Below are 23767 nucleotides of genomic sequence, written 5' to 3' on the forward strand. Positions count from 1 at the left end.
GAGGGGAGGACATAGCGGATGCGTGATGTGCCCGAGGAGATCCCGGACGCCGACAGTGAGCAGGTCCTGGCGCGGGTATGTGCGATCGATGTGGCCAAGGAGTTCGGGACAGTCTGCACCCGACTGCCCAGCCCCGCCGGACGACGCAGCAGCCGGGTCTGGCAGGTCGCCGCGACGACCAACGCGGTGACCGACCTCGCCGCCCAACTTGTCGCCGCCGAGGTGCAGAAGGTCACCGTGGAGAGCACGTCGGATTACTGGCGGATCTGGTTCTACCTGCTGGAGGCCGCCGGCCTGGACGTGCAGTTGGTCAATGCCCGGGACGTGAAGAACGTGCCGGGCCGGCCAAAGACCGACAAGCTCGACGCGGTGTGGTTGGCCAAGCTCACCGAGAAGGGCTTGCTGCGGCCTTCCTTCGTGCCGCCGGCATCGATCCGGGCCTTGCGTGACTACACCCGTATGCGGGTCGATCTCATCCGTGACCGGACCCGCAATCTGCAGCGGATGGAGAAACTCCTCGAAGACGCGCTGATCAAGGTCACTACCGTGGCATCCAGCCTACGGACGCTGTCGACACGGGACATGATCGAGGCGCTCATCCGCGGTGAGCATGACCCGAACACACTGGCTGAACTGGCTCGTGGCCGCATGCGCGGTAAGCGCACGGCGCTGATCGAAGCACTGACCGGACGGTTCAAGGAGCACCACGGTGAACTGGCCCGCATCCTGCTCGACCAGATCGACCGTCTCGACACGCAGATCGCGCACCTGAGCGACCGCATCGCCGCTGTGCTGGCCGAGATCGATCCACCACGACCATCCGGTGACGCCATACCGACCCAAGATGAGATCACCGTGAGCACTGCCTGGCAGCGGCTCTGCGAGATCCCGGGCATCAGCACAGAATCCGCCCAGATGATCATCGCCGAGATCGGCCTCGACATGAGCCGCTTCGCTACCCCGGCGCACCTGGTGTCGTGGGCACGGCTCTGCCCACGGACCATCCAGTCCGGAACCAGCCTCAGCGCCGGCAAAGCGGGCAAGGGCAACCCCTACCTCAAAGGAACGCTCGGCATGGCCGCTGCCGCCGCAGCCCGCGGCGGTGACACCTTCCTCGCTCAACGCTACCGACGCCTGGTGAAACGCCGCGGCAAGAGCAAAGCCCTCGTCGCCATCGCCCGATCCATGCTTGTCATCGTCTGGCATCTGCTGGCCAGCCCCGACGCCCGATTCCACGACCTCGGTGCCGACTTCCACGAACGACGTGTCGACACCACCCGCAAGACCGCCAGCCTCGTACGACAACTCGAAGCCCTCGGACTCACCGTGACCCTGCAACCCACCGCCTGACCAACCCGCCCTACCCCACACCGGCCGGCCGCCCCGACCACCGGGCAGCTCCGTGCACCCGAAACCCGCCGTGGTCCAGGTTATTTACCGGTCAGATCGAGTCGAGGATCAGCCGGTCGTCCCACTTACGGGGCCGGCCGCCTCTACGCAGGTCACGCACCGGCATGAGAGGGGCCAGGATCGCCCACATCGCGTCGGTCAAGCTCGACGGATAGCATGAGCGGGCGTCATCCCCGCCAAGGTCTACGTTGCACACACAACCCGATCATGGCGGGGATGACCTATTTGTCGAGCGTCCCGCATCGACGTGTCTCGCCGTCACACAACGCCCCGAGCCGGTTACCCGACGGTCTCTTAGAGCAGATCCGTACCACCGGTGAGCGCCAGGTAGTCGCCCCGAAAGGGCGCATCGAGCCGGGCGAGTCGCCGCTGATCGCCGCCGCCCGGGAAGTATCGGAAGAGGCCGGGCTGCACGACATGCGCTACGTCGCCTTCCTCGGACAGGAGGCATACCGCTTCACCGACCACGATGGCACGCCAGCGCGGAAGACCGTCGACTGGTTCCTCGTCGCGGCCACCGACACGACTGCCACCGCACGGCAGGCCGAAGGGTTTGTCGCCGCACAATGGCACGACCTGCCCGACGCGCTGACCGCCGCGAGCCACGCCAGCTTCCATAAGTACGTCCGACGGGCCGACGAGATCATCGCCTGGCGCCGCAGCGGCCCGCTCGACTACAGCGACACCCTCAGCCAAGCGGTATGGGGCTTCAGCCGCCAGGCCAACGCCCTGCTGGCCAAGCATCCCGGTGCTGGTGCCGCCCTATGCGGCTCTGGCGCACGCGGAGACTTCATCGAAGGCTGGAGCGACCTCGACCTCATCGCCTGGGGACTCGAATCCGCGTCCCCGGCCGCCGTCGCCCTGCGCCAGTTCGCGGACGAGGTCAGCCACCAAACCGGCATCCGCATCTCACTGCACCTCGCCCGCTCCGACGGAGACGGTGCCGATGGGCTCGAGCGGCTGCACGCCATGAAGCTGCACGCCGTCCTGCGTCGAACCCACATCGACGTCCCGATCGTGGCCGGCACTCGCGCAGCGTCGCTGCCGGAAGTGCCCCACACCGCCAACCTGGCCGCCGATATCGGTCATCTACGCGACTTCGCCTACCTGCGCCAGGCGGCGACACCCGCCGACATCGACCGCATCGATCGCGCCCGCCGTACCCTGGCAGTGCTGTCCAGCGCTGCCCGCCAAACCGCCCTCACCGTTGACGCACATGGATTGCTCCGCTTGCCCGACGTCGTGGCCACCCTCGACCAGCACTGGCCCGGCACTGAGGCTGCGCGGCTCCTCGACGACTACGACGCTTACCGCCGCACCGGTGCGGCCAACCTCATCCGAGCCGAGCAGCTCGCCAGTCAGGTGCCTCCAGCGTTGGAGGAACTGCACCATCTCGCAGCCGCCCGCGACAGTCGACGCACCACGATCCAGGCCACCTGAGCAGCGACAATGATCGTCTTCATCGACGGCCCCGACGGCAGCGGCAAGTCCACCCTCATCGCCAACCTCGGCCGGGCCCTGGTTGCACACGGGCGAACCGTCACGCACGCACCGCCGCTGTGGACCTACCTGAACGAGTTGTCCGCACCGGAGGACTTCGGCCCCTGGGTGCGGACAACCCCGGGCGTCCAGATCGCCCATGCACTACTCGAAGCCAAGACACGCCGAATCGAATCGCTGATCACGACAGCCGGAACCCGCGGCGCTCGCGACGTTGTGCTCGTTGACCGTGGCCCCAAGACGGTGATCTGCTCGGCGCTGGCCCACCAAAAGACCGGCATACCCTCGCCGGACGACCCTCGGCTGCGATCTCCATCCACCGGCCAGCACCGCGCGCGACTCGAACAGCATGTACGTCACCTCGTAGCCGTCGAAGCGTGCATGTCGATAGAGCTCCGGCCGCCGGAGCAGCCAGCAGGGCTGGATCTGATCCTCACCCGGCTGTCGCAGCGTGAAGAATTGCCGCCTTCCTATGTCCGCTACCTCAAGGCGCTGGTAGCCGGGATGGCTACCTCCTCCTACACAGTCCTGCCACTGCTACCACTCGACGCCACGGCGGGCATCGCGGTCAACACCGAGGCGGGCCTCACGCCCGTGCTCGGCCGATTGGCCGCACCGTCGGATGCATAGGCTGGATAACCGAAGCAGACGCACGTAGCGCCGATTCCGTCACCGCTGGGCGGCCGGGCCTGTCCTCCCGGGGCCCACTCGTTGGCGAAGGTTTCCATCTGGCGGATGACCAGGTCGACGGCGGCCCGCTCGTGGTCGGGCGGGTGGTCGTAGCGGGCCAGTAGGCGGCGGATGTGGCTGCGGAGCTTGGCGCGTACCGGTTCGCGGGAGAACCAGTCCACCGTGATCGACGACTGGATCGACTTGACCAGCTCTCGGGCGATCTCCGCGAGGGTGCCGACGCCCATGAGCTCGGTGGCCGCGCCGTTCTGCGCGACGGCGTCGTAGAAGGCCAGCTCGGCGTGGTTGAGCGGAGGGTCGAACTGCTGGCCGCGCCGGGCGTCCGCAGACACCAGCTCGACGATCAGCTGCGCGCTGGTCAGCTGCTGGCGCATGTAGCCGGTTCATCAGGTCTTTTGAGCTGAGCGGAGAAGCGTTCGGCCGAACCACGTCGTGCTTGGTGACCTCACGCATCGTCCGCTCCATCAGCCGGCGCAGCGACGAGGCTATGGCGACGTCAAGGGACTGAAGAGGTGTGAATGCCAGCTTTTTAGCCCCAGCGACGTCGCTGATTTGGCCATGGAGCGCGTCGCGGCTCGCGCTCAGTGTGCCGTTTCGGCACACTGACCGGAGTAGATCTGGCTGCACGATGGGTGGAAGGCGCAGAATGTCGAATGAGTGAGCTACCGTCTCACATCGGCCGATACGCGTGCAGTCGAAAGCTCGGCAGCGGTGGGATGGGTGAGGTGTTCCTCGCATACTCGCCGGCGGGTTCGCCTGTGGCGGTGAAGGTCATCCGAAGCGATCGGCTGGATCCCGTCACCCGCGCCCGGTTCGAACGGGAGGCCGCCGTCGCCCGGACGGTGATCGGCACGAATCGCATTGCCCGGTTCCTGGAAGCGGACCCTTACGCGGACCGTCCCTGGCTGGCGATGGAGTACGTCCCGGGCTACACCCTGCAGGAGTACGTACGCGAGCACGAGGTGCTGCCCGTAGCTCTGGTGGCAAGCCTTGGCGCGCTCGTCGCGGAAGGGCTGGAGGCGGTGCACGGCGCCGGCCTGCTGCACCGGGACCTGAAGCCGCAGAACGTGATACTTGGCGCAGACGGCCCGGTGATCATCGACTTTGGCCTGGCAGCGTTCGTCGATGCCTCGTCATCGCACGACTCGCTGTCGACCAGCGGGATGATCATTGGCTCGGTGCGTTGCATGCCGCCCGAGCAGGCCGGCGGGAACCCGCGGGTCACCGCGGCGGCCGACGTCTACGCGCTGGGGACAGTTCTTCTATTCGCGGCGGCCGAGCACTATCCGTACGACGGGCCGTCGTGGCAGGCCATCATCTGGCAGATCACGAACCCTGAGATCGAGCCGGATCTAACTGGGGTCCCCGCCCGCCTGCTCCCACTCCTGCGGAGGATGCTCGCCTTCGAGGCCGAGGAACGTCCGACGATTCCCGATGTGGCTGCTGCCTGTGCCGAACTGCTGGCGGACGCCTCCATCAGTCCAGCCGACGCGCGGTTGGCGCTCATTGCCAGGACCGCAGGCCGAAATCCGAGTCTGCGGGAGGGCCAAGTGCCGCCGCCGTCGATCGAGGCAAGGCTCGACGAGTTGAGTACTGGGGGCGACTCGGATGCGGCCGGGCCGCTTGATGTGCCGCCGGCAACTCCCAAGCCTGTGGAAGCGGAGGAGCCAGAGATCGCGGAGCCCGAGGCCCCTGAGCCGCCGGTTCGGCTTCGGGAACGTCCGGCGCGACGGCCGGCGTCCAGCCGAGTGGCGGCGGAGTTGCGAGCCGCCTACGCGGCTAAACCGACCCTGTAGCAGGGTGTAGGGCGGTCGAACAGCAGAACGAGGAGCGGGGCAAAGGGTGAATATCGAGGCCGAGACCGCAACCGGCGAGGGCAAGGTGTCGGCCGGCTTTCCGCCGGGGTCGCAGGTACTCGTTCGTGACGAGCAGTGGCTGATACGCAAGAGCACGTTCACCAGGCGCGACAGGTGGATGATCGAGGTCACTGGGGTGTCGCCGTTCGTCCGCGGCGAGGAAGCCATCTTCTATCAGAGCCTCGACGACATCCGAATCCTCGATCCGCGCGAGACCAAGCTGGTGGCGGACGACTCGGCGAACCACCGGCGGGCCCGGCTGTTCCTGGAGGCGGTATTCCGCAAGACTGCGCTGCCGCAGACCGAGCACGGGCTCGCGCTCGCAGACGGGTTCCTGATGCATCCGCAGGTGCACCAACTGCGGCCGGCTGAGCTGGCGCTGTCGATGAAGAACCCGCAGCCTCGGATCCTGATCGCGGACGTGGTGGGCCTGGGCAAGACCCTGGAGATCGGGATCTTGCTGGCTGAACTGATCCGACGCGGTCGCGGCGAGCGGATCCTCGTGGTGACGCCGCAGCACATCCTGGAGCAGTTCCAGCGGGAGATGTGGACGCGGTTTGCCATCCCGCTTGTCCGATTGGACTCGACCGGCATCCAGCGGGTGCAGCGGGAGATTCCGGCGGGACGTAACCCGTTCGCGTACTTCAAGCGGGCGATCATCTCGGTGGACACGCTGAAGAGCGCCGTCTACGCCCATCATCTGGAGCAGACTGACTGGGACGCCGTCGTCATCGACGAGTCGCACAACCTGGTCAACCGGGGCACCCAGAACAACGAGCTGGCCCGGTTGCTCGCTCGCAAGACCGACGCGCTGATCCTCGCGTCAGCCACGCCGCACAACGGCCGGGCGGAGTCGTTCGCCGAGCTCATTCACATGCTGGACGAGGCCGCGATCGCCGATCCGAGCAACTACGATGTCGACCAGCTTGAGCATCTCTACATTCGCCGGACGAAGACCTCGCCTGAGGTACGCGACTCGCTGACCGGTTCCTGGCCGGATCGCGGGCCGTCGACGCCAGTGCACGTTCAGGCCAGCGCGGCAGAGACCGCAGTCTTTGCGGAACTGATCGAACGATGGATCCCGGCCGAGGGCGGTACTTCGGTCAGCACCCATCAGCTGGTGCCGTATCAGCTTCTCAAGTCGTTCCTCTCCTCGCACCGGGCGTTGCGAGCGACGATCCGGACGCGGTTGAAGACGATCGGCACGTCCTTGGCCGAGAAGCCGGGCGATCAGGCGCGGCTTGCGGAGCGGGCAGCGCTCCTGACGCTGCAGGAACTGACTGCGCACATCCAGGACGACGACGCGTCGAAGTTGACGGCCCTGGTGGCGCAGTTGCGTGAACTCGGCGTCGGACCGGGGTCGGACACCCGGGTCGTGGTCTTCTCGGAACGCATCCCGACGCTCACGTGGCTGGCCGAGACCGTTCCCGCCGTGCTCGGCTTCCCAGCTACCGCCGAGGTTGCCGATCGCAAACCCTGGTCGGCTTTCGGTGGCGCCGTACAGGTCATGCACGGCGAATCGACCTCGGACGAGGAGCAACAGCGCATCGTCGAAGCGTTCGGACTGCGTGACGCCCCGGTCCGGTTGCTGTTCACCGGAGACATCGCCTCCGAGGGCGTCAACCTCCACCAGCAGTGCCACATCCTGATCCACTACGACCTGCCGTGGTCACTGATCCGCATCGAGCAGCGCAACGGCCGCATCGACCGGTACGGGCAGAAACACTCACCGCAGTTCCGGGCCCTGGTGCTCACCAGCGACCTGCCGTGGCGCACCGATCCGGAGTCTGGCGCGCCACGCACCCTGGACGACCGGCTGGTCGGCGAGAAGCTGCTGGCAAGGGAAGCCGAAGCCCACAAGATCGAGGGCTCTGCGGAGGCGGTGACCGGCCTGTACCGGGCGTCGGAGGAAGAGGATCGCCTGATCAGGGACCTGGTCGCTGGCCGTACCGTCGAGCAGTCGATCAAGAAGTCCCGCGCCGGCCGGACCGGATTCCTAGCCAAGCTCGTCGGCCAGGTCGGCGCTGTCCCGGAACGCAAGGAAATCCGCAGAGCGGAGGTCGTGACACTCTTCTCCTCGACGGCGGACTACTTCGACGAGGGTCTCCGGCAGATCTGCCGGCCCAATCCCGAGGACCAACTGTCGCTCTACCGCGACGACAACGGCACCATTGCGTTCGAGCCGCCAGCGGACCTGCTGTACCGACTGCGGTCGCTGCCCCGTTCGTATCTGAAGGAGCAGCAGATCCTGCCCGGCCCGGACTCGCCCGGCCGGCTGCGCATCACCTTCTCGAAGGATCTCGCCGACAGCCGGCTCACGGCCGCACGGGAGAGTTCGCACTCGCAATGGCCGACGGTCTCCTACGTGACCGACGTCCATCCGGTGCTGGACTGGCTCACCGACAAGGTGCTCGTCGAGGTCGGTCGGCACGAGGCACCAGTCCTGACCGCGAGTGTGACCGAGCCGGTCTTCCTCGTCCAAGGCATCGCATCGAACCGGCTCGGCCGGCCGACCATCGTCAAGTGGATGGCGGTTACCGGGCTTCCCGATGCTCCCGAGACCCGGGAGCTGACTCCAGAACTGCTGGCCGAATACGGTCTCGGTCCGCGGATGCCGGCCCGCGCGGTACCAAGTGACTTGGACGGACTGACGAAGTTGGTATCAGACGCGATCGAGGAAGCTCGCCGCTACTTCAGCGAGATCGAGGGCAGCTACCGCGATGGCGTCAAGGAGGCGCTGGCGCCGTACCGCAAGAAGGTCAGCACATGGAAACAGGAGGCGCTGTTCGCCGGGCCGCGACTGGATCACCGGCAGGTCGACAGCACCGCCGACCGCCTGATTCAGCTGGTGGCATCGCTGGAATCGGTCGGGGCACCGATGTTGCGCCTCTTAGCAGTGCTGGAACCGCTCGCCGACGGGGTGAAGGGGACACAGGGATGAGCCGCGACTACGACTCACTCACCAACCGGGGCGAGTACCTCTCCGCGCACTACCTGGCCGAGGACCTGGACACCGACCTGCGGAAAGGGATCTTCGCGGTATGGACCGGGCGCGAAGGCGACGAGAACGACCCCCGTCGTACGCCGCGCGAGCTGATCCGTGGTCTGCGCGGCAGCTATCTCGGCGAGGACGGCCGGCGCTACTTCGCTGCTGCGGCTGAGGCCGACGGCGACGGCCCGATCCGTCTAGCCACCTACGACAACCCGGAGTGGCGCAAACGCCTGACCGAGTGGCACCAGGAGGTACTGCGAGCCCTCGGCTTCGACCCTGCACCGCTCGAACTCGTCGCGCATCGGGCCGGCCGCGACCATACCGTCACCGTCGCGCTGCACACCGACGAGATCATTGCGATCGACTGCGGCTGGACAGGCAACGCCGACGCGGCCCTCGACCCGAACGGTGCCGGGCGCCTGCTGCATCCCCTGCACGTCAGCGGATCAGAAAAGTACGAGAGCGGCACCGCGCTCGCGTCGTGGCTGTTCCAGAGCGAGATCGGCGGTCCCGGCGGCACCCACCCGCGTTTCGTCCTGCTGCTGCACGGCGGCGTGATCATCCTCGCCGACCGCGGCACCTGGGCCGAGGGGCGCTATCTCGCCGCGAACCTCGACACGGCGTTGGAACGCTACGACCGGACCCAGACCGGCGAACTGTCGACCATCGCCGCCCTGTTCAGCCGCGACATGCTGCGCCCCGGCGACAACGATCCGACCCGTCGTATCGACGTACTGCTGAAGAACTCCAGCACCAACGCCGTCGGCGTCTCCAAGGAACTGCGGCACGGCCTGCAACGCTCCGTCGAAATCCTCGCCAACGAGGTTCTGCTCCGCATGGCGGAGCCGGGCAACAACGTACGCCCGGAGGACATCGAGAGCCCGAAGCTGCCGTTCGCCCGGGAGCTGACCCGCGAGTGCCTGCGATACCTCTACCGGATCCTCTTCCTGCTCTACGCCGAGGCCCGGCCCGAGCTGGGCATCCTGCCGACCGACGACGGCAGCTACGAGAGCGGCTACTCGATGGCCCGGCTGCGGGAGCTGTGCGCCCTCGACGAGGAGCTCGTCGAGGAGGAGTCGAGAAACGGCTTCCATCTGTACGCGTCCCTCGATCTGTTGTTCAACAAGGTCAACTTCGGGCACCGGCAGTACGGCACCGAACCCGACGACGACCTCCCCGGCGATGACGAGGCGACCCGCAAGGAGAAGGCCGAACGCCGCAGCGAGGATCACGGACTGCGGTTCGAAGCGCTGCGCAGCACCCTGCTCGAACCGGGCGCCATCCGGCTGATCGGCACCCGCACCCTCGACCCGCGTAGCGACGAGGACGAAGATCCGCGCTGGCTCGACCTACGGCCCCGGAACGCCGCCTTGCACCAGGTGCTGCGCCTGCTCACCATGAAACAGGGCAAGAAGGGCGAGCGCGGCGGCTTCGTCTCCTACCGTAACCTCGGCATCAACCAGCTCGGTGCCGTCTACGAGGGCTTGATGTCCTACACCGGCATCATCGCCGACGAGGAACTCTGCGAGGTCGCCCGCGAAGGAAACCCAGACGAGGGCTCGTGGCTGGTGCCCGCCCACCGCCAGCAGGACTACCCCGACGAGACGCTGGTCCGCTACAACGAGGCCGATGCCCGGCACGGCCTGCGCGGCGTCAAGAAGTACGCAAAGGGCTCGTTCGTCTACCGACTATCCGGCCGTGAGCGGGAGACCTCCGCCTCGTACTACACGCCGGAGTCACTGACCAAGGTCACGGTTGAGCTGGCGCTCAAGGAGCTGCTCGACCAGGAACGCGACGCTGGCGGCAACCCGATCAAGACCCGGGCGGCGGCGTTGCTGTCGTACCGGCTCTGCGAACCAGCGCTCGGCTCCGGCGCGTTCCTCAACGAGGCGATCAACCAGGTCGCCGAGGAATACCTGCGGCGCCGGCAGGACGAACTGGGACGGTCCATCCCGTCCGGGCAGGTGCTCACCGAGAAACAGCGGGTCAAGGCCTACATCGCTCTACACAACGCGTACGGCGTCGACCTCAACCCGACCGGCGTCGAGCTGGCCGAGGTCTCGCTGTGGCTCAACACCATGCACCCGGGCATGCTCGCGCCTTGGTTCGGCCTGCATCTGCGGCGCGGGAACTCGCTCATCGGCGCCCGGCGCGCGATCTACGCTGCCGACGACGTCTGCTCCACCGCCAAGGAGTGGCTCAAGGCCAAGGGAACCCTGGCTCCGACTCCGCTGCCGATGCGCGATGAGTACGGCAACCTTCAGCCGCTGCCGGCCGACGCTGTGCACCAGTTTCTCCTGCCCACGCCGGGCTGGGCCGCTGTCGCGGGCAACACCGAGGCGAAACAGCTTTCTACCGACCAGAACAAGAAGCTCGCGGACTGGAAGAAGGGCATCCTCCAGCGGCCGACGCGGAACACCTCGCATCTCAAGGCGGACGGCACCCCGAAGCTGGTGGCCCGTACCCAGCAGCCGCAGCAGGAGAAGCCGTCCCAGTTCACCCGGCTCCGGGACGCCGCCCGACGAGTCGAGTTTCTCTGGGCCGCGGTCGTCAAGCGGATGGACATGTCCGAGCAGAACATCGCCCGGCGGATCCTGATCTGGGGAGCTGGGGCGGACGAACCCGAGTACGGCTTCCTGCATCAGCAAGAGCGATCAACACCCAAGGAGGACGTGCTCAGGGACCTCTTCGAGGCAGTCGACACCCCGTACTGGCGGCTGAAGCTGGTCATGGACGCCTGGTGTGCCCTCTGGTTCTGGCCGTCCGACCAGGCCGGGCTGCTCGACGGCACCGACGAGGAGTACGAGGTCAGTGGCCGCATCACACACGACAGCCTGGCCAGGCTGATCGACACCACGGTTCCCGGCACCCAGCCACCAGCCGAACTGCCGCAGCAGGCGACATCTACTGCGGTTGCGCCCTCGGCGCCAGCTGCCCGGCGCATGATCTCGCGGTCGATGACGCTCTTCCCCATGGACGGCGACCAGACGACGCTTGACGAACTTGGTTGGGGTCTGGAGCCCGAGCCAGCACCCGTAACGCAGCAGCCCCAAAAGAAGGCCGCGAAGGCCCCGAAGTCCTCGGCACCGGCACTCCGCCGAGTCATCCCCCTGAAGAACCTCGACGACTGGCTCGACTTCCTCGAAGCAGTCCTCGGCACCGCCGACGTCCCGCAAAACAGTTTCCTCGACGCGTACGACACGCTCGACAAGCTGAAGGATTTCGAGAAGTCCCTGTCCGGATTCTTCAACATGGACACCAAGCCGCCGGAAGACCGGTTCCCGTGGCTGCGGGTCGTCCGCGACATCGCCGACCGGCAGGGCTTCCTGCACTGGGAGTTGGAGTTCGCACTCATCTTCGCCGAACGAGGCGGCTTCGATCTCCAGGTCGGCAACCCGCCCTGGGTTCGGCCACGCTGGGACTTCGACGCGGTGATGGCCGAGTACGAGCCCTGGTTCGAACTCGCCGACCGGCCATCCGAGTCCGACAAGGAACGCCGTCGCCGCGATCTACTCACGAAGCCGCACATCAAGGCATTCGTCCTTGACGAACTGACCAACAACAGCGCGGCGGTGGCGCTTCTCGGGGCACCCCAGGTGTATCCGCTGCTGGCTGGTACCCAACCGGATCTCTACCGTGCCTTCATGTGCCAGATTTGGGCGCACATGTCGCGTCGAGGGACCGCTGGCATGCTGCACCCGGACACCCACTTCGCTGGCGAGAAGGAAGGGCCACTGCGAGCCGTCGCGTATCACCGGCTCCGCATCCACGGCGACTTTGTCAACTCGGGTCAGCGGTTTTTCCCGCGTCCGGTCGGCGACACGGCCCACTTCGGCATTCATGTGTACGGCCGCGAGAGAGAGATCAGCTTCGCCCATCTCTCGTGGTTGGTGTCGGCCGACGCCCTGCGGCTCTCCGGCGACCACGACGGTTCCGGGGACGTTCCGGGCATCCGTTTCATGAATCGCGAGTTCGATGAGCGACCTCACCGGAGCCGGGTCGTGACCGTGAACGAGGAGGTTCTTGGCGTCTGGCGGAAACTGCTCGACGAGGAGCATCGACCAATCAGCCAGGCGCGTCTGCTGTTTCCGGTAAGCACCGCCGAGGCATCCGCTATCGAAGCGTTGGCCATCTACCCCCTCAGGATTGGATCGCTCGAACCGCAGATTTCGCGAGGCTTCGACGAGGCTGGCGCCAAGAAGACGAGGCTGATCGACTACAACAGGCCGGATCCGAACACGGGACGAGAGCATCAGCCGAAAAGTTGGGACGAAATCGTCTTGAAGGGAACCCAACTGAGCATCGCTACGCCGGTGTTCAAGCGGCACGATGCGAACAGCAACGATCCCTACGGCGCCGATCTCGTCAGCTTGCCGACCGATTTCGTGCCGGACACCGCATACGTCGTGGTTCCCGGTCGCAAGGACGCATTCCGGGACGCTCATGACCGGTGGATCGATCACGTCGAGCTTGCGCGGCTCCGCTCCGACACCGAGGATCTCGGCGACGCACGGGCGCTGATCGCCGAGTTGGAGAATATCCCCGAGTCGGACGTCGACCCGGAAAAGATCGACGCCATCCTGATCCAGAGGTCACGCCGACCCTACGTCGACTTCTACCGGCTCGCCTGGCGCCGTCAGATCGCCCCGAACACCGAACGCGCCCTCTATGCAGCCATCATCCCGCCCGGGCCTGCTCACATCGACGCGATGCATACCCTGACGATGCCGAACAACCGGCTCAACGTCCTGGCGGCGGGCTTCTGGGCGTCACTTCCTCTCGACTATCTGCTGAGGGCGACCGGTCGGGGAGACCTGCGGGTGGCGGGTTCCAAGGCCATGCCGGCACCTGATGAAGATCATCCTTTTGTAGGTGCGCTCCTTCTTCGAACGCTTCGGCTCAACTGTTTGACCTCGGCTTACCGGGATCTGTGGGCCGAGTTGTACAACCCGAGGTGGGCAGCCAGCGAGACCTGGGCACAGGACTGGGCTGGGGCACAACCGCTGGGCGGTGTCGGCCCGGAGTGGACCTCGGAAACGCCGCTGCGGAGCGAACGGGACCGGCGAGCAGCGCTGGTCGAGATCGATGCCCTTGTGGCCGTCTGGCTTGGCATTAGCGCCGAGGCACTGGTTGCTGCCTACCGTGGTCGCTTCCCCGTTCTGCAGAAGTACGAGGCCGTGACCTGGTTTGACGCGGATGGGTGGAAGCTCGCCGGCAATGCCCGGACGATCGGCCAACGACAGACGAAGGCGAGCTGGGCGCAGTTCGAGGCGTACCAGAACGACAAGTCCGGTCCGAAGACCGTGGCGCCTCCGGAGGGCTTCACGCCGCCGTTCTATAAGGCGGACCGGGTGGCTGAGATGACAGCAGCGCACGCGGTGTTCCAGGCTCGGCTGGATGCCGCGATCGCTCGCGGTGAGTGGGATCCGGTCGCGCGGAAGGCAGCGAATCAGTGAGGCCGACCCTGGAGGCGCGTGGGCTGAAGGAGAGCCTGCTGCAGTACCTGTCGACCACCTACGCGCTGGCCGACGAGGGTGCCCGGGAGGCGCTGCACCGATTCCTCGGTAACGAGACGTCGGGGATGTTCCGTGGGCCGTTCCTGCGGATCAGGACTCCGTTCACCACTGCGACGCCTGGTTGGGAGCAGCATCTGGAGTGGCGGCGGGAGGGCTGGACGCCGTACGCCCATCAGGCTCGGGCTTTCGCCCGGTTGAGCTCGGCGAATGGTCACGTGCCGGAGCCGACGCTGGTCACCACGGGCACAGGCTCCGGTAAGACGGAGTCGTTCCTCTATCCGATCCTCGATCACTGTCGCCGGGAGCGGACGGCCGGGCGGTCCGGAGTGAAGGCGTTGCTGCTGTACCCGATGAATGCGCTCGCCACCGACCAGGCGCAGCGGATCAACGAGCTGCTTCTCGGGCATCGCGACGAGCTGGGCACCCTGACTGCCGGTCTCTACATCGGTGACCGGGCCGCGATCCAGTACCAACGGGTCTACACCCGGCGGCAGGACATGCAGCTGACCCCGCCAGACATCCTGATCACCAACTACAAGATGCTCGACCTGCTCCTTCAGCGGGTCGACGACGCGCCGCTGTGGCAGGACGCGGACCTTCGCTACGTGGTGGTGGACGAGTTCCACACCTACGACGGCGCGCAGGGTACCGACGTCGCGATGCTGCTGCGCCGGCTCGCATCCGTCGTGGGCGCTAGCGAGGAGGGCCGCCCGCTAGGCCCGATCTGCCCGGTGGCCACCTCGGCGACGCTCGCCTCGGCGTCCGACGAGCGCGCCACCGAGGATCTGCAAAAGGTGGCGACAGCGGTGTTCGGCACCCCGTTCACCGCTGAGGCGGTCGTCGGTGAGGATCGCCTCACCATCGACGATTTCATCCCACTGCGCGATATCGGGGAGCTACCGGACGAGGACGTGATCCTGCCGACCCCGACGCCGGACGAGCTGCTCGCTCTGCCGGACCCAACCAGCGGCGACGATGCGCTCCTGCTGCTGGCGAATGCTGTGACCGGTATCGACGATCTGGATCAGATCGAGCTCGGAAGGCGACTCAAACGGCACCTATTCACCAAGGCGCTACTCATCGCTCTTGAGGGCGATGTGAAGAGTGGCCCGGACGTGCTGCGGCTGATGTGGCGTGCCGGCGCGCAGAGTTGGTCGTCGGCGATCACTCGGCAGCCGGAGAAGGCCGCCGCGGCGCTGGCCAGGTTCGTGGCGCTGCTCTCGTACGCCCGTGATCCTCAGTCTCCGCCCGGCGAGCTCCGGCCGTTCGTGCATGTCGAGGTGCACCAGTGGGCTCGGGCGGTGACCCGGCTGCTGCGTGGGGTGTTGCCGTGGCCGAAGGCGGAGTTCCGGTGGGACGTCGCCGGGACCCGCGATCCCGGCACCGATCAGGGCGTGGTGACGGTACCCGTGACGACCGCGACCGCCGGACAGGCCGCGAACCTGTTCCTGCCGGCGGTCTACTGCCGGGAGTGTGGTCGCTCCGGCTGGGCGGTCTTCTCGCCGGAGAGCGACGACTGGGACGTCCAGTTCGACAGCTACAAGATCCGCCGGGCCTCGACGGGGCAGGACAAGGTCCGGATCCGCTACCTGATCGCGGCCACCGACCGGGAGGCCGCCGAGGGCGCCGGCCGCAACACGATGCGCGACGCCGGCCAGCGTGTCGGAGCACAGTCGGCGGCACAGGGCCCTGGTGGGACGCTGATGGTGCTGGACGCCGTCCGACAGCGGCTGCGGCTACCGGACCCGGGCTCCGACTACAACGACGAAGGGCAACCCGCACTGACCGCACGAGACTCGACGTTCCTACTGGTCAACCTTGGTTCGACGGCCAACACGGCCGCGGCGGAGGACTGGTGCCCGGCGTGCGGTGAGCGCAACGCCATCCGCTTCCTCGGCACCGGTGCGGCAGCGCTGGCCGCGGCGGCCATCACGCAGCTGTTTACCGCTGGCGAGCTGGACAAGGAGGCGTTCGAGGACAAGACCCTCATGTTCAACGACTCGGTTCAGGACGCGGCGCATCGGGCCGGGTTCGTGGCGAACCGGTCGTACACCTTCTCGCTGCGGGCGTTGCTCGCCGCGCACCTGCGCCAGGAGTCCGCCACCGCTCTGAACGATTTGATCGCCGACGTGGTGTCTGCGACGACCGATCCGCAGACCCTCGCTGCGGTCGTACCTCCGGATCTGCATGGCCTGCTCGGTGTCGACCGCCTGCTGTCCGGCCGTGGGCGTGGTGGCGATATCGCAACCTGGCAGTTGATCGGGCAGCGGCTGGCGTTCGAGACGCTCATGGAGTTCGGGTTCCGCTCCCGCAACGGCCGCACGCTGGAGCTCACCCGCACCGCGGCGGCGCACATCCACCTCGCCGATCCGGCCGCCGTCACGGCGATGGTCAAGGAGATCCACCTCGATCTGGGCCGGGATGGCCTGCCGATCATGGAGGCCGACGACGCCACCTACCTGGGTTTCGTCCGGGTATTTCTGGAACGGCTTCGCAGCCGCGGCGCTGTCTCGCACAAGTGGCTGAGCAAGTACATCGACGAGGCCGGGACGAGCCGGTACTTCATCTGGGGACAGCGTCCGCAGGGCATGCGAGCGTTCCCGAACCGGGTCGCGGCGCCGAAGTTCCTGCTCGCGGCGCCCAAGAACGGCAGTGACTTCGACGTGGCCTCCGGCCGGCTGTCCTGGTACGAGCGGTGGGCGGGACGCACTCTCGGGCTGGCACGGGAGGTCATCCCGGAGTTCTGGTACCGGCTGCTGCCCAAGCTGACATCGGCTGGGCTGCTGTCCGTTCGTACCCCGAATGATTCCTCCGCCCGCATCTACGGCCTGCAGCCGGGCAACATCGAAGCCCTGCTGCTGGACGACAGCCAGGTGCGGGAGGCTTTCGTACGTTGCCCGGTCTGTTTCTGGGAGCAGACGGTGCATCCGTCACTGCTCGACCAGTGGCACGGCCAGCGGTGCCCGGCCTATCGGTGCCGCACCGGCCGCCTGATTGCCGGCAACCGGCCGATGGAACTCGGGCGCCACCAGCGTGACCGTGACTACACCCAGGACTACTACCGCCGGCTCTACCGGCAGGCGGGCACCTATCAGGTTAACACCGCCGAACACACCGGCATGCTCACCCGCCAGCAGCGGGAACGGGTCGAGCAGGCGTTCAAGCAGGGCCGCAAGCCCGACGAGACGGGCGTAGTGGCGTTCAAGAACCCGAATGTCCTGTCCTGCACGCCGACGCTGGAGATGGGTATCGACATCGGGGACCTCTCCGCTGTGGTACTCGCCGCGCTGCCCCGTCGCCCGGCCGGCTACGCCCAACAGACCGGACGTGCCGGGCGTCGCACCGGCAACGCCTTCCTTCTGACCATCGCCGACCGCTCCCGACGTGACCTGTACTTCCTGGATCAGCCGAAGGAACTCATCGCCGGGACGATCGTGCCGCCGGGCTGTTACCTGTCCGCGGTGGAGATCCTGCGCCGGCAGTACCTCGCCCACCTTCTCGACCTGGCCGCGGTCGGCCGTCTCGCCCGTCCCGACGGCGTCGTTCTTCGGGCGCTGCCGGACCGGGTGAACGCGCTGTTCGGACCGTCCGGGTATCTGGTTGACCTGATCGAGGTCGCCGTCACCCAGGCTGCCGAACTCGTGGCGGGGTTTCTCCGGCTGTTTCCCCGCGACGACGGCGCCGACCTGTTGCCACGCGGTGTCACAGAAGATGCACGTAACGATCTTATCGAGTACGCGTCACACGGCCTGCGGGCTGCGCTGGAGGAAGCCGAGCGGGAATGGCGACGCCAGGACGAAGGCTTGCGGGCACGGATCCGGACAATCAGCGAGGCCTACGACGAGCTGCACGACTCCGACCCAGACGAGGCGGATGAGAAGGCGATGCTGGATGCCGAGCGGCGTGCGCTCGGCAAACGGCTGATGGACCTCGGGAACACCACGGCGCAGGGCGCTTTGTGTGATCTGGGCCTGCTGCCCAACTACGCCCTGGTCGACACGGTCACCACACTCAACGCCACGCTGTACGGGCCGGACGGTGTGAGCCCGAAGGACGGCAAGACGCCCCGGTACAAGTCGAAACCGGTGAGCTACCAGCGGCCCCGCCGATACGCCCTGGAGGAGTTCGCCCCCGGCAACACCTTCTACGTCAACGGCTACCGCCACCAGATCACCGGCATCGACATCATCACATCTGGCCGGCCCGAGTGGCATCACTGGCGCGTCTGCCCGGGTTGCGGGTACATCCGCACGGAAGACGCCGTGCACGACCGGTCTGCCTGCCCCCGCTGCGACAGCACCTACATCGCCGACGACGGCTGCCTTTTCCAGATCGTCGAGCCGTCGACCGTGACTTCGCGTGACCTGCGGGAAGACGCCCGTATCCGGGACGACAAGGACGAACGCGACCGTCGCTTCTACACCGTCATCGACGCGGTCGACTTCCCCGACGACGAGATTGCCCCCGGTTCGTGGCGGCACACGCACCAGACGTTCGGCGTCGACTACTGCCGGCGCGCGATGATCCGGCGCATCAACGTCGGGCCGGCCCGCTATGACGCGCCGCCGCGGGACGACTTCGCCGGCCACACCGTACGGCTTAATCCGTTCCACGTCTGCACAGGATGTGGGGCAACGAGCGCGGACGGCCAGCCGGTCTTCAATCTCGAATCGGACGCACTCACCTCCTCCCAGGCGCGCAACCCGCAGCTGAAGAATCATCGCCCATGGTGCCCGCTGCGCCGGGGCAAGCCAGACAACATCACGCAGGAGAAGGTCCTGCTCGCCCACCAGTTGCGGACAGAGGCGCTGCGCATCCTCCTACCGGCCGCGGCTGCCGACGTCGACACCCGGGTGCACTCCTTCCGTGCCGCGCTGCGGATGGGCGTGGACCTGCACTTCGGCGGTGACCCGCAGCACCTGGACACCACCGTCGCCTCCATGCCGGACCAGGCGAGCGGGGAACGCCGCTGGTTCCTGGTCCTCTACGACCGGCTTCCGGGAGGCACCGGTTATCTGGACCGGCTCACCAAGGCCGAAGACTTCCAGAAGGTGCTCTTGAAGGCACACACCGCGCTGCTCGACTGCAAGTGCAAGGACGAGCAGCGCCGGGCCTGCCATCGCTGCCTGCACCGGTATACCCCCGAACCGCAGCAGGACCTTGTCTCCCGCAGCACCGCGCTCCGGATGATCAGCTCGCTGCTCTTCGACGAAGGCGGGTGGGAGACCGAACCGGTCGCCAGCACCCGGAAGATCGGCCTGGATGGCCAACTTGAATCCGACCTTGAACAGCGCTTCCTCGACCTGCTGCGCGGCTGGGTGTCGGTTACCGACGACGTATCGCTCAACGAGGACGGCCACGCCAGCGGGCACCTGCGCTTTGCCCGTGGTACTGACCTCGTCCACTGGCGGATGACTGCCCAGCAGCAGCTGCGCCGGACCAGGACCGACTTCACATTCAACCGGGTAGACGGTCCTAGCCAGAGTGTCACCGTCTACCTGGAGGGCTTCCGGTTCCACGCCACCCCTGAGCACAACCGCATCGCGTCGGACGCCCGGCAGCGGACCGGCCTACGCGCCGAGGGCCACCGTGTCTTCCAGGTCACCTGGTCCGACATCGAGCTCTTCGAGCAGCGGCCGACCTCCACCCGGCCGGTCTGGCCGCCGTACTCAGGTACGGCGCAGGAGCAGGCCAAAGACGCTTACGAGGAGTTCGACGGCAACCGGGCCCAGCTGACCGGCATGATTTACACCAATCCAGTGAACTCTCTGATCGCCTACCTGCGAGACCCTGACGAGCAGCGGTGGGCGTCAGCGGCGGGCGCGATGGTGACCGGACTGCTGGCTGAGCCAGGAACCGCTCTACTAACGGCGACGACCGATCGCCGGGAGCTGGCCCGGACGCTCCGTGCCGAACTCAACGGGCTCACTGCTGGCCAACCCGAACAGCCCCCGCCTGCCAGGGACCCCGACGCTACGCTGCACGCTTTCCGGGCCCACGATCAGTGCGGGCTACCGATCATCGTCACCCTCGACGCCAAGGACCCGGACCACCCGCGCTGGACGGCGCTCGCGACTCTCGACGACCGTGACGCCGCACTCACCGGCGATGGCCACTGGCGGCGCTGGCGCTCGTGGCTCTACTGGACGAACCTCACCCAGTTCCTCGCGTACGACGGCGGTGACGGGGTCCAACTCGCCTACAGCACCGCCGCCGAATTCGACCTCGACACCCTCGTCGTCTGCGGTGGCGTCGGCGAACTCGACTCGCTGAACGGCCCGCCGCCGCCGAAGCCGACGATCAGCGTCGATAAACCCGCTGCGGCGACGTCCGGACCGCGGGACCAGCAGTGGGACGACGAGATCCTGGAGATCCTCGATGATGAGCCGGAACACGGCGGTGACCTCGGTGTTCTCGCCCGCAGGCTGGCCGACCGGGGCAAACGCGCCCCCGTGTTCGGCTACGAACTCGGCGCCGGCCGCTGGCAGGTCGACTTTGCCTGGCTCCTGCCAAACTTCAAGATCGCAGTAGTGGCCCTGCACGGTGATGACACCGACGCACGGCGCCGGAACGAGGCATACGCCGAGGAAGGCTGGACGATGCGAACCGCGGCCGAGTGGCTCCAACACCTCGACGCACTCGAAGACCTGCTGCCCGACATGGAAGACTCCGAGTCATGACCGCGCGACTCAGCCTGCACTACAAGGCCGAGGAAGAGCTCTACAAGCTCGACCGGACGGTCAAGGGACTGTTCTACGACTTCTGCCACCGGTTTCGGAAGAACCCAGATCAGCCCGGCCTGGATCTGAAGAAGCTCAAGGGCGACTCCCGCATCCACCGCGCCAAGATCAACCAGTCGTACCGGGCACTGCTCATTCCGGTCGAGACCAACGAGCGTGGCCGCCAGCACTGGCTGATCATCGCGGTCCGGCATCGCAAGGACGTGTACGACGAACTCCAGGTAGCGGTCAACCGCGTCACCGGAGAGCTGGAGTTCGTCGACCTCGCCGTGATGGGCGACAGCTCCCTGCAGCGTGCCGGGATCACGCTCACCCCGGCCGAGCCCGATGATGTACCGCCAAGGCCGGCTCCCATTCCAGAGCCCGATCAGGTTCCAGACCGGCCGCCCCTACTCGGCGTCTACACGGCCGGCCAACTCCGCGACCTCGGCGTTGCCGAGCAGCTCATCGACCTGGCCTTGGCTGTCACTACTGAAGAGGAACTCGACCGACTCGTCTCGGGTGCACCGCTGCTGTCCAAGGACGTGCTCTACGGACTCGCGGCAGGGATGAGCATCGACTCAGTGCTCGAAGAGGTGACCCGCCCGGTAAAACTGCCAGCTGAGCCGGACCTCGCCGACATCTCCACCGCGGTCAGCCGAACCAATGTTTCGTCGATCGACGACGACGTGCAGGCTGCCCTGGACGAGGGCAGTTTCCGTAGCTGGAAGCACTACCTGCACCCGACCCAGGCCAAAACCGCTCGGCGTGAATACACCGGTCCGGCCCGCGTCTCCGGCGGTCCGGGCACCGGCAAGACCGTCGTCGCGCTACACCGGGTCAAGTATCTCGTCGAGCAGCTGACCGGCGATGGCGTGCAGATTCTGCTTACCACCTTCACCGCCAACCTCGCCGCCGACCTGCGGCTCCGCCTCACCTCCCTGATCAGCGAACCGGAGCTGCTGGCGAGGGTTGACGTTATGCACATCGATCAGCTCGCCGCCCGCGTCATCGGTGAGAACACCGACCAGCGCAACCGGCGCAAGCGCATCAGCGATCAGGCAGCCATGATCGAGATGCGGCAGCTCCTCCTCGAACTCGACGAACAGCGCTGGGAGGCCGACTTTCTCCTCGACGAATGGGAGCAGGTCATTCTCGGCCAGGCGCTGACAAGCCGGTCGGACTACTTCAGCGCCCGGCGAGGCGGGCGTGGCCGCGCACTCACCCGCCCGGAACGCAGCCAGATCTGGAAGCTCATCGAGCAGTTCGCCGCCCGTCTGGACAAGCTCGGCGCCGAGACCTGGGGCCAAGCCGCCGAACGCGCCGCCCGCTTCGAGATCGACCGTGCCGCCGCAGCGGAGCGGTACCAAGGCTCGCATCCGACGGCTGACGGCAGCTCCGGCTCTCGGCCTTTCGTGTGCCGGTACCGGCACGTCGTAGTCGACGAAGCCCAGGACCTGCGCGCCGCTCACTGGAAGATGTTGCGCGCCATGGTTGAGCCGGGCGCGAATGACCTCTTCATTGCCGGCGACACCCACCAGCGGATCTATGACCACCAGGTCTCTTTGGGAGCCCTGGGCATCAACATCCGGGGCCGCTCACGTCGGTTGACACTCAGCTACCGCACCACCCGCGAGATCCTGGAACACGCCCTCCGGATCGCCGAGGGCAACAAGACCGTCTACGACGATCTCGACGACGGCGTCGACAACCTCTCCGGATACCGGTCCGTCCTGCATGGCCCCACACCGACCTTCATCGGATATCAGAATTGGCCGGATGAACTGGCCGGCGTCGGCACCCTGCTACAGGGATGGCACGACGAACTCTCGACCGACAACGATGGCGCCCGCCAAGACCCGGCCGGCCACGTCGCGGTCGCTGTCGCGGATCACGAACAGCTGACCCAGGTCATCGAGTACCTGGAGACACGGGGTGGCCTGACCTGCGCCGAACTCACCAAGGACGGGCCGCGCGGCGACGGAGAGATTCACGTGGGGACGATGCACCGGTTCAAGGGTCTTGAGTATCAGCGGCTGGCAATCATCGGGGTGCGCAAGGGTGCGATTCCACGTCCCTACATCGAGCGTCACCGCCGGTCCGACCCGCAGCGGTACGAGATCGAGCAACGCAAGGCCCGGTCGCTGCTGTTCGTCGCCGCGACCCGTGCCCGAGACGTACTAGCCATCACTTGGCACGGTGCACCCAGCCCACTGTTAAGGCGTGTTTCGTAAGTCCCATGGGCCGGCAGAAGTCACGGCGTGGCGGTGATCGATAACTGAAGAGGTCTCCGGTATCTGGTTCTGCGACCAAGCAAGAACTTCGTACCGGAGACCTCGTGCCCAGCGTAGCGGTGACGAGGCGGCATGACCTGACCGACGGGCAGTGGGCTGTTCTGGCTCCGTTGCTGCCTGCCGCGCCGACGACTGGTCGTCCGCCGAAGTGGGAGAAACGGCAGCTCATCGACGGGATTCGGTGGCGGATCCGGATCGGCGCCCCGTGGCGGGACGTCCCGGCCGAGTACGCGCCCTGGCCCACCGTCTACGGCCTGTTCCGCCGGTGGCAGCGCGACGGGACCTGGGACAAGATCCTGTCCGCGTTGCAAGCCGCCGGCGATGCGACCGGCCGCATCGGCTGGACGGTGAGTGTGGACTCGATGACCAGCCGCGCCCACCAGCATGCCGCCGGCGCCCGTACCGACGGGCATCTGCAGAAGGAACCACCCGGCGGGGTGCACGACGAACCGGCCGATCACGCCCTGGGCCGATCACGGGGCGGTCTGACCACGAAGACGCACCTGGCCTGCGAGCAGGGACAGAAGGTGCTCTCCCTGATCGTGACGGCAGGGCATCGTGGTGACAGCCCGCAGTTCATCCCCGTCCTGCGCCGCATCCGCGTGACCCGACTCGGCGTCGGCCGGCCCCGCACCTGCCCCGACCTGGTCCTGGCCGACAAGGCCTACACCAGCCGCGGCAACCGCCGATACCTGCGCTCACGCGACTCTGCTGCCGAATTCGTGACACGCCGTTGGGATCGTTCTGACTGGCGGGTTGCGGGGTGATGATCTCTGTTCGTGGCCGTGTT

10 protein-coding genes and 1 pseudogene are annotated in these 23767 nt (G+C 66.8%); 9 read left to right on the top strand and 2 right to left on the bottom strand.

Annotated elements, in window-relative coordinates:
• The first annotated feature begins 18 nt into the window (after positions 1 to 18).
• Complete coding sequence (locus tag ID554_RS22585; RefSeq protein WP_117230875.1) at positions 19 to 1350, top strand: IS110 family RNA-guided transposase; 1332 nt, start codon at positions 19 to 21, stop codon at positions 1348 to 1350.
• Between the two features lie 91 nt (positions 1351 to 1441).
• Here the strand turns inward: ID554_RS22585 and ID554_RS22590 are convergent, their stop codons facing one another.
• Positions 1442 to 1552, bottom strand: a complete 111-nt coding sequence (locus tag ID554_RS22590) for a transposase (RefSeq protein ID WP_199489298.1) — start codon at positions 1550 to 1552, stop codon at positions 1442 to 1444.
• A 74-nt stretch (positions 1553 to 1626) separates the two neighbouring features.
• Here ID554_RS22590 and ID554_RS22595 point away from each other — a divergent pair, with 74 nt between their 5' ends.
• Both ID554_RS22595 and ID554_RS22600 read left to right on the top strand, forming a co-directional pair.
• On the top strand, positions 1627 to 2850 hold the full coding sequence (locus ID554_RS22595; protein ID WP_158573852.1) for an NUDIX domain-containing protein: 1224 nt from the start codon (positions 1627 to 1629) through the stop codon (positions 2848 to 2850).
• A 9-nt stretch (positions 2851 to 2859) separates the two neighbouring features.
• Positions 2860 to 3540 (top strand): DEAD/DEAH box helicase family protein, encoded by a 681-nt coding sequence (locus ID554_RS22600; protein WP_147333592.1) that lies wholly within the window; start codon positions 2860 to 2862, stop codon positions 3538 to 3540.
• Positions 3541 to 3596: 56 nt separating this feature from the next.
• Here the strand turns inward: ID554_RS22600 and ID554_RS22605 are convergent.
• A pseudogene (locus ID554_RS22605) lies at positions 3597 to 4086 on the bottom strand (type I restriction enzyme endonuclease domain-containing protein); the annotation flags it as partial.
• A gap of 167 nt (positions 4087 to 4253) precedes the next feature.
• On the opposite strand from ID554_RS22605, the gene ID554_RS22610 reads away from it, so the two are divergent.
• The 6 genes from ID554_RS22610 to ID554_RS22635 all read left to right on the top strand — a co-directional run bounded on the left by ID554_RS22610 (position 4254) and on the right by ID554_RS22635 (position 23744).
• Positions 4254 to 5396: a serine/threonine-protein kinase gene (locus ID554_RS22610; protein ID WP_117230877.1), complete on the top strand. Its 1143-nt coding sequence runs from the start codon at positions 4254 to 4256 to the stop codon at positions 5394 to 5396.
• A gap of 46 nt (positions 5397 to 5442) precedes the next feature.
• Positions 5443 to 8397, top strand: a complete 2955-nt coding sequence (locus tag ID554_RS22615) for a DEAD/DEAH box helicase (RefSeq protein WP_223884202.1) — start codon at positions 5443 to 5445, stop codon at positions 8395 to 8397.
• Positions 8394 to 13904 (top strand): hypothetical protein, encoded by a 5511-nt coding sequence (locus ID554_RS22620; RefSeq protein WP_117230878.1) that lies wholly within the window; start codon positions 8394 to 8396, stop codon positions 13902 to 13904. The genes ID554_RS22615 and ID554_RS22620 overlap by 4 nt, the downstream gene beginning before the upstream one ends.
• Complete coding sequence (locus tag ID554_RS22625; RefSeq protein ID WP_117230879.1) at positions 13901 to 20644, top strand: DEAD/DEAH box helicase; 6744 nt, start codon at positions 13901 to 13903, stop codon at positions 20642 to 20644. Before ID554_RS22620 ends, ID554_RS22625 begins: the two co-directional genes overlap by 4 nt.
• A complete protein-coding gene (locus ID554_RS22630; RefSeq protein WP_117230880.1) occupies positions 20641 to 22917 on the top strand; it encodes a UvrD-helicase domain-containing protein in 2277 nt (758 codons plus the stop codon). The genes ID554_RS22625 and ID554_RS22630 overlap by 4 nt, the downstream gene beginning before the upstream one ends.
• Positions 22918 to 23021: 104 nt before the next feature.
• Entirely contained in the window at positions 23022 to 23744 is a 723-nt protein-coding gene (locus ID554_RS22635) for an IS5 family transposase (RefSeq protein ID WP_263407301.1), read from the top strand.
• Positions 23745 to 23767: the final 23 nt, after the last annotated feature.

This window comes from Micromonospora craniellae (assembly GCF_014764405.1).
GTDB classification, from domain to species: Bacteria; Actinomycetota; Actinomycetes; order Mycobacteriales; family Micromonosporaceae; genus Micromonospora; species Micromonospora craniellae.